This is a genomic window from Burkholderia sp. NFPP32 (genome assembly GCF_900119325.1).
Lineage (GTDB): Bacteria > Pseudomonadota > Gammaproteobacteria > Burkholderiales > Burkholderiaceae > Burkholderia > Burkholderia pyrrocinia_C.
On the sequence record NZ_FPJP01000020.1, the window covers coordinates 1 to 16956 of the forward strand.

15 protein-coding genes are annotated in these 16956 nt (G+C 66.1%); 11 read left to right on the forward strand and 4 right to left on the reverse strand.

Translation table 11 applies throughout. From position 1 onward, the window contains the following. The coding region (locus BT264_RS39650; RefSeq protein ID WP_218173358.1) for a hypothetical protein at positions 1-209 on the forward strand (209 nt) is incomplete at its 5' end. A 314-nt stretch (positions 210-523) separates the two neighbouring features. On the opposite strand, the gene BT264_RS28410 is transcribed toward BT264_RS39650, so the two are convergent. After that, positions 524-1789 (reverse strand): SGNH/GDSL hydrolase family protein, encoded by a 1266-nt coding sequence (locus BT264_RS28410; RefSeq protein WP_072443220.1) that lies wholly within the window; start codon positions 1787-1789, stop codon positions 524-526. A 199-nt stretch (positions 1790-1988) separates the two neighbouring features. Between BT264_RS28410 and paaA the strand changes: the two genes are divergently transcribed. From paaA to BT264_RS28450, 8 genes are all read left to right on the forward strand, one after another. Then, positions 1989-2987, forward strand: a complete 999-nt coding sequence (paaA, locus tag BT264_RS28415) for a 1,2-phenylacetyl-CoA epoxidase subunit PaaA (protein ID WP_072443218.1) — start codon at positions 1989-1991, stop codon at positions 2985-2987. Between the two features lie 35 nt (positions 2988-3022). Continuing rightward, complete coding sequence (gene paaB / locus BT264_RS28420) at positions 3023-3307, forward strand: 1,2-phenylacetyl-CoA epoxidase subunit PaaB (RefSeq protein ID WP_010092957.1); 285 nt, start codon at positions 3023-3025, stop codon at positions 3305-3307. A gap of 10 nt (positions 3308-3317) precedes the next feature. Continuing rightward, the gene (paaC, locus tag BT264_RS28425; RefSeq protein ID WP_072443216.1) at positions 3318-4121 is read left to right on the forward strand and encodes a 1,2-phenylacetyl-CoA epoxidase subunit PaaC; all 804 of its coding nucleotides are present in this window, start codon (positions 3318-3320) and stop codon (positions 4119-4121) included. A gap of 25 nt (positions 4122-4146) precedes the next feature. Beyond that, the gene (paaD, locus tag BT264_RS28430; protein WP_072443214.1) at positions 4147-4710 is read left to right on the forward strand and encodes a 1,2-phenylacetyl-CoA epoxidase subunit PaaD; all 564 of its coding nucleotides are present in this window, start codon (positions 4147-4149) and stop codon (positions 4708-4710) included. A gap of 121 nt (positions 4711-4831) precedes the next feature. Continuing rightward, complete coding sequence (gene paaE, locus BT264_RS28435) at positions 4832-5896, forward strand: 1,2-phenylacetyl-CoA epoxidase subunit PaaE (RefSeq protein ID WP_072443229.1); 1065 nt, start codon at positions 4832-4834, stop codon at positions 5894-5896. A 128-nt stretch (positions 5897-6024) separates the two neighbouring features. After that, positions 6025-6849: a DUF1835 domain-containing protein gene (locus BT264_RS28440; protein ID WP_072443212.1), complete on the forward strand. Its 825-nt coding sequence runs from the start codon at positions 6025-6027 to the stop codon at positions 6847-6849. Between the two features lie 16 nt (positions 6850-6865). Further along, positions 6866-7471 (forward strand): TetR/AcrR family transcriptional regulator, encoded by a 606-nt coding sequence (locus BT264_RS28445; RefSeq protein WP_027783292.1) that lies wholly within the window; start codon positions 6866-6868, stop codon positions 7469-7471. A gap of 244 nt (positions 7472-7715) precedes the next feature. Beyond that, a complete protein-coding gene (locus BT264_RS28450; protein ID WP_072443210.1) occupies positions 7716-8363 on the forward strand; it encodes a GNAT family N-acetyltransferase in 648 nt (215 codons plus the stop codon). 73 nt (positions 8364-8436) lie between these two features. Here the strand turns inward: BT264_RS28450 and BT264_RS28455 are convergent, their stop codons facing one another. Beyond that, on the reverse strand, positions 8437-8961 hold the full coding sequence (locus tag BT264_RS28455; RefSeq protein WP_072443208.1) for an Lrp/AsnC family transcriptional regulator: 525 nt from the start codon (positions 8959-8961) through the stop codon (positions 8437-8439). A 213-nt stretch (positions 8962-9174) separates the two neighbouring features. On the opposite strand from BT264_RS28455, the gene hppD reads away from it, so the two are divergent. Beyond that, on the forward strand, positions 9175-10272 hold the full coding sequence (hppD, locus tag BT264_RS28460; protein WP_072443206.1) for a 4-hydroxyphenylpyruvate dioxygenase: 1098 nt from the start codon (positions 9175-9177) through the stop codon (positions 10270-10272). A 133-nt stretch (positions 10273-10405) separates the two neighbouring features. On the opposite strand, the gene BT264_RS28465 is transcribed toward hppD, so the two are convergent. Further along, positions 10406-10600, reverse strand: a complete 195-nt coding sequence (locus BT264_RS28465) for a hypothetical protein (RefSeq protein WP_072443204.1) — start codon at positions 10598-10600, stop codon at positions 10406-10408. Positions 10601-10917: 317 nt separating this feature from the next. Between BT264_RS28465 and BT264_RS28470 the strand changes: the two genes are divergently transcribed. After that, complete coding sequence (locus tag BT264_RS28470) at positions 10918-14508, forward strand: indolepyruvate ferredoxin oxidoreductase family protein (RefSeq protein ID WP_072443202.1); 3591 nt, start codon at positions 10918-10920, stop codon at positions 14506-14508. Between the two features lie 139 nt (positions 14509-14647). On the opposite strand, the gene BT264_RS28475 is transcribed toward BT264_RS28470, so the two are convergent. Further along, positions 14648-16918 (reverse strand): NADP-dependent malic enzyme, encoded by a 2271-nt coding sequence (locus BT264_RS28475; protein WP_072443200.1) that lies wholly within the window; start codon positions 16916-16918, stop codon positions 14648-14650. Between the last annotated feature and the right edge of the window lie 38 nt (positions 16919-16956).

Below are 16956 nucleotides of genomic sequence, written 5' to 3' on the forward strand. Positions count from 1 at the left end.
TCAAAGCTGACAGGAATATGAATCACTTCATAAACCTGACTTACTTTAGTGTGAGACTCTTGATACTTTCGCTTTCTGATCCGAAGATCAGCTCGCTTTCATCAAGCGCCCACACTTATCGGCTGTTAATTTTTAAAGAGCATTTCTGCGAGAAACTTCGTGTTTCTCAGCAGCGCTGCGTTTTCAGCAGCAGAGAAGCGAGATTATGAACCGTGTTTCGCAGATCGTCAACAACTTTTTCAACCACTTCGTTGCGACTGCGGGGTTCATCTTCCTGCGCCAGCCGTGCGCCCAACCTGCTGCACACCACCGACTTCGCTTCCCCTCTCCCGCGCCGCGTTGCCGTTAGCGCGAAAGAGGCGTGATTCTATGCACCCCGCACCCTTCGCGCAAGCCCCTTTGTGAAATTATTTTGAAAAAGCCACCGTGCGCTCGCGCGCACGGTGGCTTTGAACAGAATGGGCCGGGTGTTGCTATTGGCGTCCGGGCCACCGGCAACGCTTCCTCTATATATAGAAGCGCGTCACTTGCCGCCCACGGCAGCCTGCAACTGCTCGACCGGCACCGCGTCGGCCATTGCCGTGTAGCCCGTATCGCTTGGATGGATGCCGTCGCCGCTGTCGTATCGACGCTGCAGCACGCTCGGGCGCGCCGGATCGCGCAACACCGCGTCGAAGTCGACCACGCCGTCGAACCCTCCACCACTCCGGATCCACCGGTTCACCTCGAGCCGGATCGCCTCGCGCCCGGCCGGCAACCCGGCCGGCGTGAGCGTCGCGACGAAGACCTTCACGCCCTGGCGGTGTGCCGCGTCGATCAGCCGACGATAGCCGTCGATCAGCGACGCGGCCGTGACCTGCGTGTGCGGATGGTCGCAATCGAGCCCCGCGTGCGGCGGCATCGCCGCGAAGTTGATGTCGTTGATCCCGATCAGCACGACCGCGGCCTTCACGCCCGAGCGCGACAGCGCATCGCGCTCGAACCGCGACGCCAGCGACGTGCCGTAGCACGCGGAATCGCTAAGCAGCCGGTTCCCGCTGATGCCCAGATTCACGACGCCGATCGAATCGGCACCCGACGCAGTCAGCCGACGCGCCAGCGCGTCCGGCCAGCGGCGGTTCCGGTTCACGCTCGAACGCAGTCCGTCGGTGATCGAATCGCCGATCGCGGCCACGCTGGCTCGCGCGGAACCAACCTCGACGGCCAGCTCGGTCACCCATGCATATTGGGTAAAACGGGTACGGAACGCGGCGGCGGCCGGATCGTTCACGTGATCGCCCGGCGCAGAGACATAGTTGAACTGGTTTGACACGCGGTGCCAAACCGTCATCCGCTGGTTCGATCCCATCTGCAGACTGATGGCATACGGCTGTCCGGCCGTCACGTCGATCGCCACCGGATCGCTTTCGACTTCCTGCCCCGGCGCGAGCGCCACCGACGCCTTGCCGCCGAACCTGACCGGCACGGCCGCGCCGCCGGCGAGCGCGGCGCCGTCGCCGGCACGTGCGAGGCTCGCCGCCTCGACGACCAGCGGCGCGTGACCGTATGCATTGCTGACGCGAATCCGCGCTGCCCGTCCCGACACCGTCGGGTAGACGATCTGGCGCACGGTCCGCCCGGCCACGTCGGGTGCGCGATAGAGCGGCGGCGGCGCGGCAAGGTCGGGAATCGGCTGCAACGCGGTCGCCCACGCGGCCACCCATCCTGCCGGCGCGGCCGAAGCCGCGAACGGCGACACGAAAACGGCCGCGCCCAGCACGGCCGCGGCGAAACTGCTTCGGAATGACATCGGCAAAATCCTCATCGGAAAGCGGGCATTGTGCCGCAGAAGACGCAAGTCTCATGCGGCGGTCCACGCTTGCGCCGCCTGGTCGCGCCCCGACGTCCCTCGTTTACCCGACCTTCGCCGCAAATCCGCAAGAAATTTATTAACCGACCGGTCGGTTGGTTTATACTGCGCACACATTCAACCGGACGAGAATCTCGCCATGTACACGCAATCCCTCGACATCCCCGGCAACGTCGCGCCGCTCGACGCCGCAGCCGAGTCGCCCGAGCAAGCGCGGTTCGATGCGGTGATGGCCGCGGACGGCAAGATCGAACCGCAAGACTGGATGCCCGACGCCTATCGCAAGACGCTGGTTCGCCAGATCTCGCAGCACGCGCATTCGGAAGTCGTCGGCATGCTGCCGGAAGGCAACTGGATCTCGCGCGCGCCGAGCCTGAAGCGCAAGGCGATCCTGCTCGCGAAGGTCCAGGACGAAGCCGGCCACGGCCTCTATCTTTATAGCGCCGCCGAAACGCTCGGCGTGTCGCGCGATTCGCTGATCGACGCGCTGCACGCAGGCAAGGCGAAATACTCGAGCATCTTCAACTATCCGACGCCGACCTGGGCGGACGTCGGCGTGATCGGCTGGCTCGTCGACGGCGCCGCGATCATGAACCAGATCCCGCTGTGCCGCTGCACGTACGGCCCGTACGCGCGCGCGATGATCCGTGTGTGCAAGGAAGAGTCGTTCCACCAGCGCCAGGGTTTCGACGCGCTGCTGTCGATGATGAAGGGTAGCGACGCGCAGCGCGCGATGGTCCAGCAGGCCGTGAACCGCTGGTGGTGGCCGGTGCTGATGATGTTCGGCCCGAGCGACGCCGATTCGGTCCACAGCAGCCAGTCCGCAAAATGGGGCATCAAGCGGATCTCGAACGACGACCTGCGGCAGAAGTTCGTCGACGCGACAGTCGACCAGGCGAAGGTGCTCGGCGTCACGCTGCCCGATCCCGACCTGAAGTGGAACGACGCGCGCGGCCACCACGACTACGGCACGATCGACTGGGACGAATTCTGGCGCGTGGTCAACGGCGACGGCCCGTGCAACAAGGAACGCCTCGCGACCCGCGTGAAAGCGCACGAGGACGGTGCATGGGTGCGCGAAGCCGCGCTCGCGCACGAAGCGAAGCGCCGCGCCCGCCCCGAACAGCACGCCGCCTGAGCGGCACCATCGAATTCAGGAATCAGGAGAAAGTGATGAACAAGGAATGGCCGATCTGGGAAGTGTTCGTGCGCAGCAAGCAGGGCCTCGATCACAAGCATTGCGGCAGCCTGCATGCCGCCGACGCGTCGATGGCGCTGCGCATGGCGCGCGACGTCTACACGCGCCGCCAGGAAGGCGTGAGCATCTGGGTGGTGCCGTCGTCGGCGATCACCGCATCGGATCCGAACGAGAAGGCCGAACTGTTCGAACCGGCGGGCGACAAGATCTACCGTCATCCGACGTTCTACACGCTGCCCGACGAAGTCAACCACATGTAACGCCCGCGCCATGACGATCACGCCCGAACACCTCTCCTACGTGCTGCGCCTCGCGGACAACGCGCTGATCCTGGGTCAGCGCAACGCCGAATGGTGCGGCCACGGCCCGATCCTCGAGGAAGACATCGCGCTCACCAACATGAGCCTCGACCTCATCGGCCAGGCGCGCATGCTGTATACGCACGCCGCCGAACTCGAGCGCCAGCTCACCGGCGCGACGAAGACCGAGGACGACTACGCGTACTTCCGTACCGAGCGCGAGTTCGCGAACTTCACGCTCGCCGAACTGCCGCACTACGGCCCGGTCTCCGGCACCGCGCACGCCGACAAGGACTACGCGGTGACGATCGTGCGCAACTTCCTCTACGCGGCGCTGATGCTGCACGTATGGACCGCGCTGGAAACGTCGACCGACACGCAACTCGCCGCGATCGCCGCGAAATCGGTGAAGGAAACCCGCTATCACGTGCAACACGCGCGCGAATGGCTCATTCGCCTCGGCGACGGCACCGACGAATCGCACCGTCGCGCGCAGGATGCGCTCGACTACCTGACCCCGTACACGCGCGAATTCTTCGCAGCCGATGCGATCGACGACGCGATCGCCGCACCGGGCATCGGCCCGGCACCGGCCGCGATCGAAGCCGCATGGCGCGCGGACGTGGACGATGCGCTCGCCGAGGCGACGCTCACGCTGCCGGCGCCCGCGAAGCATGTGACGACCGGCAAGCAGGGCGAGCACTCGGAGCACATGGGCTACCTGCTCGCGGAAATGCAGAGCCTCGCGCGCCAGCACCCCGGCGCGACCTGGTAACCGGCCAACGCCACGGAGCCCGACGATGTCCGTCCAGACCGCCGCCCCCGCCGACGCCGCGCCCGCCGCGCGTCACGACGATCCGCTGCTCGCCCGCGCATGGGACGTGCTGGAAGCCGTGCCCGACCCCGAGATCCCGGTCGTGTCGATCCGCGAGCTCGGCATCCTGCGCGACGTTCGCCGCACGGACGACGGCCTGCTCGAAGTCGTGATCACGCCGACCTATTCGGGCTGCCCGGCCATGTCGCAGATCGCCGAGGACGTCGCCGCCGCACTGCAGGCGGCCGGCCTCCCGCCGCACCGAATCGAAACGGTGCTCGCGCCCGCGTGGACGACCGACTGGATCACGCAGGAAGCGCGCGACAAGCTGCGCGCGTACGGCATCGCGCCGCCGGTCGGCCAGTGCGGCAGCGCCGCGCCGCGGGAAAACGTCGTGCGCTTCGTGCCGCGACCGGTCGCGGCGCCGGCGTGCCCGCGCTGCGGCTCTGCCCATACCGAACGTCTCGCGCAATTCGCGTCCACGGCCTGCAAGGCGCTGTATCGCTGCGTCGACTGCCGCGAACCCTTCGACTACTTCAAACCCTACTGAAATGAAACAGCCCCCACGCTCTCTTCATTCGCTTGGGGGGGCGCAGCTCCCCCATCCCCCGGAAGCAGATCCGTCGCGCGAGGCGGCCCGGCGGGGGTCGACGACCCCGCAATTTCATCCGCTGCGTATCCGCGACGTGCGGCCCGAGACCGCCGACGCCGTCACCGTCTCGTTCGACGTGCCGCCCGAGCTGCGCGACGCTTACCGCTTCACGCAGGGCCAGTTCGTCACGCTGAAGACCCACATCGACGGCGAGGAGACGCGCCGCTCGTATTCGATCTGCGTCGGCACGACGGACTACGACCGCGACGGCGAACTGCGCATCGGCATCAAGCGCGTGCGCGGTGGCCGCTTCTCGAATTTCGCATTCGATACGCTGAAGCCGGGCCACACGATCGACGTGATGACGCCGGACGGCCGCTTCTTCACGCACCTGAATGCCGACCATGGCAAGCAGTACGTCGCGTTTTCCGGCGGCTCGGGGATCACGCCCGTGCTCGCGATCGTGAAGACGACGCTCGAACTCGAGCCGCGCAGCACGTTCACGCTGATCTACGGCAACCGCAGCGTCGACGCGATCATGTTCGCGGAGGAGCTCGAGGACCTGAAGAACCGCTACATGAACCGCTTCGTCCTCTATCACGTGCTGTCGGACGACCAGCAGGACGTCGAACTGTTCAACGGCGTGCTCGACCAGGCGAAATGCGCGGAATTCCTTACTACGCTGATGCCGGCCGACGCGATCGACGAGGCGTTCATCTGCGGCCCCGCGCCGATGATGGACGCAGCCGAAGCGGCGCTGAAGGCGGCCGGCGTGCCGCAGGCGAAGGTGCATGTCGAGCGCTTCGGCACGCCGCTGCCGCAGGCCGGAGCGCCGGTCGTGGAGATCACCGACCAGACGCCGGCCGCCGACCTGGAAATCGTGCTCGACGGCAAGAAGCGCAAGCTGCGCCTGCCGTACGAAGGGGTGAGCCTGCTCGATGTCGGCCTGCGCGCGGGCCTCGCGCTGCCGTACGCGTGCAAGGGCGGCGTGTGCTGCACGTGCCGCGCGAAGGTGATCGAGGGCGAAGTGCGGATGGAGAAGAACTACACGCTCGAGGCGCACGAAGTGAAGGACGGTTTCGTGCTCACGTGCCAGTGCCACCCAATCAGCGACAAGGTCGTCGTGAGCTTCGACGAGCGTTGAGCGGCATCGCGTCGCGGCGCCGGACGGTTTCTCGCCGTCACACATCTCGCTTACACTAGGGGCCGCCGGCCGGCTGGACATCGCAACGTCCGCCCGGCCGGCGGCTTTCTTTTGTTGACGACAGGCCGATGAGTACCATTCATGTGATTCAGGGCGGCACCGCCGCCGCGTCGCTGAGCGAGGCACTCGCGCAAGCCGGACGCGACGAGCGCGTCGTCGGATTGCTCGACGATCTCGGCGTCGGGCCGCTCAAGGGCGCCGACGAGACGCCCGACACGCGTGCCGCCTTCTGGGAGCGCGTGCTCGGCGACCAGATCCCCGACTGGAACGCGGAAATCGAAGGCGAATTCGCGCGCCTCGACCAGCTCGCAATGGATGCGGGCCAGGTGGTCGTCTGGCACGCGCCGAGCGTCGGCGACAAGCTGCTGCTGCGCCGCGTCGCCTATCACCTGCGCAATGTCCCGCAGCGCCTGAACGAAGTGCGGCTGTCGGCCGCCGATCTCGACTCGGCGCAACGCGCATCGCTGTCGCGCACCGACCAGGCATGCACGACCGGGATGTTCTCGCCCGCGGAACTGGCGCGGAAACGGCCGGTGGCCGCGCCGATCTCGGTGCTGCGCATCGGTCGCCTCGCACTCGAATGGCAGGAAGCGAAGCACCTGAACGCCGAACTTCGCTATTGGGTCAGCAACACGATCAAGAGCGGCTACTATGCCGATCTCGACGCGCTGATCGTCGCGCGCGCGGAAACCGACTGGCTGCCCGCGCGGCGCCTCGTCGGCGGCATCATGGCCGACGCCGACCGCGGCGGCCTGTTCGTCAGCGACTCGATCGCCTGGTGGCGCTGTCGCGAACTCGCGGCGGCCGGCCGGCTCGAGCTGCAGGACGACGCACCCGCCGCCCTCTCTTCCACGCAGGTGCGCGCGGCCCGCGCGGCCATCGCGCACCGCTAATCTTCCGCATTCGACCATGGCCCGTACCCGAGCGCCCGACCACGAATCCCAGCGCGAGCAGATCCTCGATCTCGCCGCCGAGAAATTCGCGCAGACGAGCTACCCGAGCACGTCGATGTCCGATCTCGCGACCGCGAGCGGCACGTCGAAGGCACGCCTTTATCACTATTACGAGAGCAAGGAAGCGATCCTGTTCGACCTGCTCGACCGCTACACGAAGCGGCTGATGCTGATCATCGCCGAGGTCGAAGGGGCGAGCCAGCGGCGCGGCCTCAGCGAGCGCGACGCGTTCGCGGAACTCGTGCGCGCGTTCCTCTCCGAATACGAGACGTCGCACAGCCGTCACGTCGCGCTGCTCAACGACGTGAAGTATCTCGAGGACGCGCAGCGCGAGATCGTGCTCGACCGCCAGCGCGATATCGTCGCCGCGTTCACGCGGCAGCTCGCGCGCGCGTACCCTGACCGCATCTCGAAGGAAAACCAGACATCCGTGACGATGATGGTGTTCGGGATGATCAACTGGACGTTCACGTGGCTGAAGCCGGGCGGCCGTCTCGGCTACCGAGACTTCGCCGAGCAGGTGATCGACCTGATCGAACGCGGGCTGTCGACGGCGGCCTGATTGCCGCATAGCAGCAAGCGTTGCAGGACGGGCACACTGCGACGGCCCGCCGCGCATTTCATATGATGAATTTTAAATCCGTTAAAAATCATATAGATACAGGATTAACTAAGCGGATTTAGAATTCATCCTCCAGCATAAATAAGGTTAAATACGGGTTTTCCCCAATCCGGGGGCCGACGGTCGGGTAAAATGCTGTTGCGTTGCACAACCCGCTGTACGGTCACATATTGAGGAACCCACGATGAACACGCAATTGAACGGCAATGCCGATGTCGTCGGCACCGCCGGTAGTGCGCCGGTTCTCGTCAGGGAACTGGCTTCCAAAGACCGTGAGAAGATGCTCACCCACTTTCTCTCGCTCGACGAAGAGGACCGCCTGCTGCGCTTCGGCCAGATGGTGCCCGACCACGTGATCGAGAACTATGTCCGCACGATCGACTTCGGTCGCGACACCGTGTTCGGCGTGTTCGACCACGAACTCGAACTGATCGGCGTCGGCCACCTGGCCTACCTGCCGGCCGAGGGCGACAAGCGCACGGCCGAGTTCGGCGTGTCGGTGCTCGAAAGCGCACGCGGCCACGGCGTCGGCTCGAAGCTGTTCGAGCGCGCGGCGATCCGCAGCCGCAACACGCACGTGACGATGCTGTACATGCACTGCCTGTCGCGTAACGCGACGATGATGCACATCGCGAAGAAATCCGGGATGCGCATCGAGTACGCGTACGGCGAAGCCGACGCGTACCTGTCGCTGCCGCCGGCCGACCACTCGACGATCATCGCCGAGATGCTGCAGGAACAGGCCGCAGTGTTCGACTACGCGCTCAAGCGCCAGGCGCACCGCACGTCGAAGTTCATCGAATCGCTGATGCCCGCCGCGCTGACGGCGTAATATCGGCCGGCCAGGCGCGCCGCAGCGGCGCGCCCGGCCCCTTTTTTCCCTCCTCCTCCCGCCGCCGGGCGCGCTAGCGCACCGAACGAATCGGCAACGCCGTCGTCTCCTTGAAGCATTCGAGCGAAAAGCTCGTCTTCACGTCGATCACCGACGGGTGATGCAGCAAATGCTCCTGCACGAAACGGGAGAAATGCGCCATGTCCTCGACCTGCACGCGCAGCAGGTAATCCATGTCTCCCGTCATCGCGTGGCACGCGACCACTTCCGGCCAGGTCTGCACGGCCGCGCGAAACAGCTCCGCGTGGGCCGCGCCCGCGCGCGCCGACGTCTCGTCGGCCCGGACCGGCGCCAGGCCGCCGCGCTTCTCGAGCCGCACGCTCACGTACGCGAGCAGGTCGAGCCCCAGCTTCTGCGGATCCAGCAGCGCGACATAGCCGGTGATCACGCCGATCTCCTCGAGCCGCCGGATCCGCCGCAAGCACGGGCTCGGCGACAGGTTCACGCGCTCGGCGATCTCCTGGTTCGACAGGCGCCCGTTCTCCTGAAGAATCGCGAGGATCCGCCGGTCGATGGCATCCAATTCGGCTTGCGCCATCTTCTGCCCTCCGATGATTATTTAGAGACTGGAAATTGCGTCATCGTAGGCATGGACGATTAAGTTCGCAAGTTTCCGCTCGCGGCCGCCCGCTACACTTTGTCGCACGTACCGATTCGCTGCGCACGCCGACGCGTGCGCCGCCTTCGACATCGAACCGGGCCGGGCACGCACACGTCGCCCCGGCCGATCGCCCCGCACAGGAGACACGACATGCAGATCCCCAACTGGGACAACCCCGTCGGCACCGACGGCTTCGAATTCATCGAATACACGGCACCGGACCCGAAAGCGCTCGGACAACTGTTCGAACGGATGGGTTTCACCGCGATCGCGCGCCACCGCCACAAGGACGTGACGGTCTACCGCCAGGGCGACATCAACTTCATCATCAACGCCGAACCCGATTCGTTCGCGCAACGCTTCGCGCGCCTGCACGGCCCGTCGATCTGCGCGATCGCATTCCGCGTGCAGGACGCCGCGAAGGCATACAAGCACGCGCTCGAACTCGGCGCATGGGGCTTCGACAACAAGACTGGCCCGATGGAGCTGAACATCCCGGCGATCAAGGGCATCGGCGATTCGCTGATCTACTTCGTCGATCGCTGGCGCGGCAAGAATGGCGCGCAGCCGGGCTCGATCGGCGACATCAGCATCTATGACGTCGATTTCGAGCCGATCGCCGGCGCGAACCCGAACCCGGTCGGCCACGGCCTCACCTACATCGACCACCTGACGCACAACGTGCATCGCGGCCGCATGCAGGAATGGGCCGAGTTCTACGAACGCCTGTTCAACTTCCGCGAAGTGCGCTACTTCGACATCGAAGGCAAGGTGACGGGCGTGAAGTCGAAGGCGATGACGTCGCCGTGCGGCAAGATCCGCATCCCGATCAACGAGGAAGGCTCGGACACGGCCGGCCAGATCCAGGAATACCTCGACGCGTACCACGGCGAAGGCATCCAGCACATCGCGCTCGGCACGAACGACATCTACGGCGCGGTCGACGGGCTGCGCGGCAAGGAAGTGAAGCTGCTCGACACGATCGACACGTATTACGAACTGGTCGACCGCCGCGTGCCGAACCACGGCGAATCGCTGGACGAACTGAAGAAGCGCAAGATCCTGATCGACGGCGCGCGCGACGACTTGCTGCTGCAGATCTTCACCGAGAACCAGATCGGGCCGATCTTCTTCGAGATCATCCAGCGCAAGGGCAACCAGGGCTTCGGCGAAGGCAACTTCAAGGCGCTGTTCGAATCGATCGAGCTCGACCAGATCCGCCGCGGCGTCGTGCAGGACAAGGCCTGACGCGTCCGGCGCGCGGCGGCCCGGGGCAACCGGGCCGGCCGCACGATCCGGCGGCACAAAGAAAAAGGGCGGGAATCCGACGATTCCCGCCCTTTTGGCATTTCCGGCGCGGCCCGCAGGCCGCGCGACCGGATCAACGCGCGTTCGCCTTCGATTCGACGACGCGCTCGGCCGCCGGCTGCGCGACGGCATCCTGGGCCGGCACGATCTGACGCATCTGCACGCCGGCTGCGGCCAGTGCGCTCGCGCCTTGCGCGCGCACCGGGCCGGTCATCGCGAAAAACGCGGCGGACACGATCAGGAAACTCTGGATATGACGTGTGTTCATTGCACCTCCTGTAAAACTGCCGGCGCCTCCCCGATTGCGTCGAAACGAACCAACGCGGCCGGGCACCTCCGGCAGGCCGACAAGATTAACGGCATTTGCCCGCAGATGGGGCCCGCTTTACATGCATTTACATGATGTAACGCATGATCCAGCCCTTTTCCCTGGTGCGCCGCCGCATTCCGGCCGGTGGGCGGCGGGTTTGCCCCAGTGCTACCATCGCTTAAAACCGGCCAATATGCCGGCCACTGTCGACGCGTTCACAAGACGCCGGAGCAGTCGAGTTTTGGTGATCCCAAACTGGGTGGAGGAGACTGTTAATGAATGCCCCGCTAGACGCAGGCCAACGCGCGTCGCTGGAAGCCGCGCTGAAGTCCGTCACGCTTGATGACAAATACACACTGGAGCGCGGCCGCGCGTACATGAGCGGCATCCAGGCCCTCGTGCGCCTGCCGATGCTCCAGCAGGAACGCGACCGCGCCGCCGGTCTCAATACGGCCGGCTTCATCTCCGGCTATCGCGGCTCTCCGCTCGGCGGCCTCGATCTGTCGCTCTGGAAGGCCAAGCAGTATCTGGCGGCCCACCAGATCGTCTTCCAGCCCGGCATCAACGAAGATCTCGCCGCCACCGCCGTGTGGGGTTCGCAGCAGGTGAACCTGTACCCCGGCGCGAAGCACGACGGCGTGTTCGGCATGTGGTACGGCAAGGGCCCGGGCGTCGACCGCACCGGCGACGTGTTCAAGCACGCGAACTCGGCCGGCTCGTCGCAGCACGGCGGCGTGCTGGTGCTCGCCGGCGACGACCACGCGGCGAAATCGTCGACGCTCGCGCACCAGTCCGAACACATCTTCAAGGCCTGCGGGCTGCCGGTGCTGTTCCCGTCCAACGTGCAGGAATATCTCGATTTCGGCCTGCACGGCTGGGCGATGAGCCGCTACTCGGGCCTGTGGGTCGCGCTCAAGTGCGTGACGGACGTCGTCGAATCGTCGGCGTCGGTCGACATCGACCCGCATCGCACCGAGATCGTGCTGCCGACCGACTTCATCATGCCGGACGGCGGCCTGAACATCCGCTGGCCCGACCCGCCGCTCGTGCAGGAAGCGCGGCTGCTCGACTACAAGTGGTACGCGGCGCTCGCCTATGTGCGCGCGAACAAGCTCGACCGGATCGAGATCGATTCGCCGGGCGCGCGCTTCGGGATCATGACCGGCGGCAAGGCGTACCTCGACGTGCGCCAGGCGCTGACCGACCTCGGCCTCGACGACGAAACCTGCGCGCGGATCGGCATCCGGCTCTACAAGGTCGGCTGCGTGTGGCCGCTCGAAGCGCAGGGCGCGCAGGCATTCGCGCGCGGCCTCGACGAAATCCTGGTGGTCGAGGAAAAGCGCCAGATCCTCGAATACGCGATCAAGGAAGAGCTGTACAACTGGCCCGACGCGCAACGGCCGCGCGTGTTCGGCAAGTTCGACGAGAAGGACGGCGCCGGCGGCGAATGGTCGGTGCCGATGGGCAACTGGCTGCTGCCCGCGCACTACGAACTGTCACCCGCGATCATCGCGAAGGCGATCGCGACGCGCCTCGATAAGTTCGAGCTGCCGTCCGACGTGCGCGCGCGCATCGCCGCGCGGCTCGCGGTGATCAACGCAAAGGAAATGGCGCTCGCGAAGCCGCACGTGCAGACCGAGCGCAAGCCGTGGTTCTGCTCGGGCTGCCCGCACAACACGTCGACCAACGTGCCGGAAGGCTCACGCGCGATCGCCGGCATCGGCTGCCACTACATGACCGTGTGGATGGACCGCAGCACGAGCACCTTCAGCCAGATGGGCGGCGAAGGCGTGCCGTGGATCGGCCAGGCGCCGTTCACGGACGAGAAGCACGTGTTCGCGAACCTCGGCGACGGCACCTATTTCCACTCGGGCCTGCTGGCGGTGCGCGCGGCGATCTCGTCGAAGGCGAACATCACGTACAAGATCCTCTACAACGATGCGGTCGCGATGACGGGCGGCCAGCCGGTCGACGGCGTGCTGACGGTGCCGCAGATCACGCACCAGCTCGCGTCCGAAGGCGCGAAGAAGATCGTGATCGTCACCGACGAGCCGGAGAAGTACGACAGCCAGAAGGCGCTCCTCGCGCCGGGCGTGACGATCCATCACCGCGACCAGCTCGACGACGTGCAGCGCGAGCTGCGCGAGATCGCCGGCACGACGATCCTGATCTACGACCAGACCTGCGCGACCGAGAAGCGCCGCCGCCGCAAGCGCGGCACCTATCCGGACCCGGCCAAGCGCGTCGTGATCAACGAAGCGGTGTGCGAAGGCTGCGGCGACTGCTCGGTGCAGTCGAACTGCCTGTCGGTCGAGCCGCTGGAAACCGAGTTCGGCACGAAGCGCCAGATCAATCAGTCGAGCTGCAACAAGGACTTCTCGTGCTTGAAGGGCTTCTGCCCGAGCTTCGTCACGGTCGAGGGCGGCCAGTTGAAGAAACCGAAGGCGGTTTCGGTCGACGGCAGCGCGCTGCCGCCGATCCCGGAACCGACGCTGCCGGACATCGACCGCGCGTACGGCGTGCTCGTCACGGGCGTCGGCGGCACGGGCGTCGTCACGATCGGCGCACTGCTCGGAATGGCCGCGCACCTGGAGAACAAGGGCGTGACCGTGCTCGACGTCACGGGCCTCGCGCAGAAGGGCGGCGCCGTGATGAGCCACGTGCAGATCTCGCACGCGCCGACCGACATCCACGCGACGCGGATCGCGATGGGCGAAGCCGACCTCGTGATCGGCTGCGACGCGATCGTCACGGCCGGCGACGAGTGCACGTCGCGGATGCGGCACGACGCGACGCGCGTGGTCGTCAACAGCGCGCAGACGCCGACCGCCGAGTTCATCAAGAACCCGAACTGGGCGTTCCCCGGCCTGTCCGCAGAGAACGACATCCGCGCGGCGGCAGGTGAAGCCGTCGATTTCATCGATGCGAACCGCTTCGCGGTCGCGCTGCTCGGCGACGCGATCTACACGAACCCGTTCGTGCTCGGCTACGCGTGGCAGAAGGGTTGGCTGCCGCTCACGCTCGCATCGCTCGAACGCGCGATCGAACTGAACGCCGTGTCGGTCGAGAAGAACCGCGCGGCCTTCGACTGGGGCCGGCGCGCCGCGTACGACCTGGCAAGCGTAAAGCAGGCAGCGGCCGGCGATGCGCGCCCCGCGCAAGGCGCCACGGTGATCGCGCTGCACACGAAGAAGGCGGTCGACGCGCTGATCGCAAAGCGCGTGGAATTCCTCACCGCGTACCAGAACGCCGCGTACGCATCGCGCTACGCGGCATTCGTCGACAAGGTGCGCGCGGCCGAGCGCGCGCTGGCGGACGGCGATACGGTGCAGGAGCAACTGACCGAAGCGGTCGCGCGTAACCTGTTCAAGCTGATGGCGTACAAGGACGAATACGAGGTCGCGCGGCTGCAGTCCGATCCCGCGTTCCTCGCGCGCCTGTCCGCGCAGTTCGAAGGCGACTGGAAGCTGAAATTCCACCTCGCGCCGCCACTGTTCGCGAAGACGGACGCGCACGGCCATCTCGTGAAGAAGGCGTACGGCCCGTGGATGATGTCGGCGTTCCGGCTGCTCGCGAAGGCGAAGTTCCTGCGCGGCACGGGGCTCGACCCGTTCGGCCGCACCGGGGAGCGCCGCGCCGAGCGTGCGCTAATCGGCGAATACGAAGCGCTGATCGACGAAGTGACGGCCAAGCTGAACGCGGCCAACCGCCCGCTCGCACTCGAGCTCGCGGCGCTGCCGGACGGCATTCGCGGCTACGGCCACGTGAAGGAGAACAACCTGCGCGCGGTACGCCAGAAGTGGAACACGCTGCTCGCGAAGTGGCGCTCGCCGACGGGCGGCCAGTCGCACCAGCAGGTCGCGTAACGGCGCGCGGCGGGCGTTCGCGGTTCGGACACCTGCCCGCGCCGGCAGCGGATCACGATAAAAAAAACGCCACGGAACCTGCGTTCCGTGGCGTTTTTCATTGCGCCGCGCCTGAAGCGCGGCACACGCGGGCGCGAACTTACTTCGTGTTCACGTTCGCGGCGGCAACGGCCGTCATGTTGATGATCCGGCGCACGGTCGCGGCCGGCGTCAGGATGTGGACCGGCTGCGCGGCGCCGAGCAGGAACGGGCCGACCGTCACACCTTCGCCGCCGACCATCTTCAGCAGGTTGTACGCGATGTTCGCGGCTTCGACGTTCGGCATGATCAGCAGGTTCGCTTCACCCGACAGCGTCGTGCCCGGGAAGGCCTGCTTGCGGATCACTTCCGACAGCGCCGCGTCGCCGTGCATTTCGCCGTCGACTTCCAGGTTCGGCGCACGTTCGACGATCAGCTTGCGAGCCTCGGCCATCCGGCGCGACGACGACGACGGCGCGCTGCCGAAGTTCGAGTTCGACAGCAGCGCGGCCTTCGGCGTGATGCCGAAGCGCTCGATCTCGGCCGCGGCCTGGATCGTCATGTCGGCGAGCTGTTCGGCGCTCGGCTGCTCGTTCACGTACGTGTCGCACAGGAACAGGTTGCGGCCCGGCAGCATCAGCAGGTTCATCGCCGCGAAGTGCTCGGCGCCCTTCGCGCGGCCCAGCACCTGCTCGATGAACTTCAGGTGGCTGTGGAACGTGTCGATCATCCCGCAGACCATCCCGTCCGCGTCACCCAGGTGCACGAGCATCGCGCCGATCAGCGTGTTGAACTTGCGCATCGCGGCCTTCGCGACTTCCGGCGTCACGCCGTCGCGCGCAGCGATGTCGTGGTATGCCTGCCAGTAGCGGTGGTAGCGCGTGTCGTCTTCCGGATTGACGATCTCGAAATCGACACCGGCCTTCAGCTTCGAGCCGATCTTCTGCAGGCGCATCTCGATGACCGACGGACGGCCGACGATGATCGGCTGCGCGATCTTTTCCTGCAGCACGAACTGCGCGGCACGCAGCACGCGCTCGTCCTCGCCTTCGGCGTATACGATGCGGGCCTGCTTCTTCTTCGCGGTCGCGAACACCGGGCGCATCACCATGCCGGTGCGGTAGACGGTCGCGCCGAGCTGCTCGCGGTACGCGTCCATGTCCTGGATCGGACGCGTCGCGACGCCCGAATCCATCGCGGCCTGCGCGACAGCCGGCGCGATCTTGATGATCAGGCGCGGGTCGAACGGCTTCGGAATCAGGTATTCCGGCCCGAATTCGAGCGAGTGGCCTTCATACGCCTTCGCGACTTCCTCGCTCTGGTCGGTTTCCTGGGCCAGCTCGGCGATCGCGCGCACGCACGCGAGCTTCATTTCTTCCGTGATCGTCGTCGCGCCGACGTCGAGCGCGCCGCGGAAGATGAACGGGAAGCACAGCACGTTGTTGACCTGGTTCGGGTAGTCCGAACGGCCGGTCGCGACGATCGCGTCCGGGCGCACGGCCTTCGCGTCTTCCGGGCGGATTTCCGGTTCCGGGTTCGCGAGCGCCAGGATCAGCGGCCGGTCGCCCATCGTCTTGACCATGTCCTGCTTCAGCACGCCCGCGCTCGAGCAGCCGAGGAACACGTCCGCGCCGACGATCGCATCGGCGAGCGTGCGCGCGTCGGTCGTGGCCGCATAGCGCTGCTTCGACGGATCGAGATTGCCGCGCCCTTCGTAGATCACGCCCTTCGAATCGGCGACGAGGATGTTCGACTTCGTCAGGCCGAGGTTCACCAGCAGGTCCAGACACGCGATGGCCGCGGCGCCGGCGCCCGAGCACACGAGCTTCACTTCGGACAGCTTCTTGCCGACGACCTTCAGGCCGTTCAGGATCGCGGCCGACGCAATGATCGCGGTGCCGTGCTGGTCGTCGTGGAAGACGGGGATCTTCATGCGCTCGCGCAGCTTCTGCTCGATGTAGAAGCATTCCGGCGCCTTGATGTCCTCGAGGTTGATGCCGCCGAGCGTCGGCTCGAGCATCGCGATCGCCTCGACGAGCTTGTCGGGGTCGGACTCCGACAGCTCGATGTCGAACACGTCGATGCCCGCGAATTTCTTGAAGAGGCAGCCCTTGCCTTCCATCACCGGCTTCGCGGCGAGCGGGCCGATGTTGCCGAGACCGAGCACGGCCGTGCCGTTCGTGATGACGCCGACGAGGTTGCCGCGCGACGTGTACTTCTGCGCGTCGAGCGGATCGGCGTGGATCGCCTCGCACGCGGCGGCGACGCCCGGCGAATACGCGAGCGACAGATCGAGCTGGTTCGACAGCGGCTTGGTCGGGGTGACCGAAATCTTGCCGGGTTTCGGGTTCAGGTGATAAGCGAGAGCGGCCTGCTTCAGTTGTTCGTCCATGATTGACCTGCGAGAGACATGCGAAATTTTGACGGTTC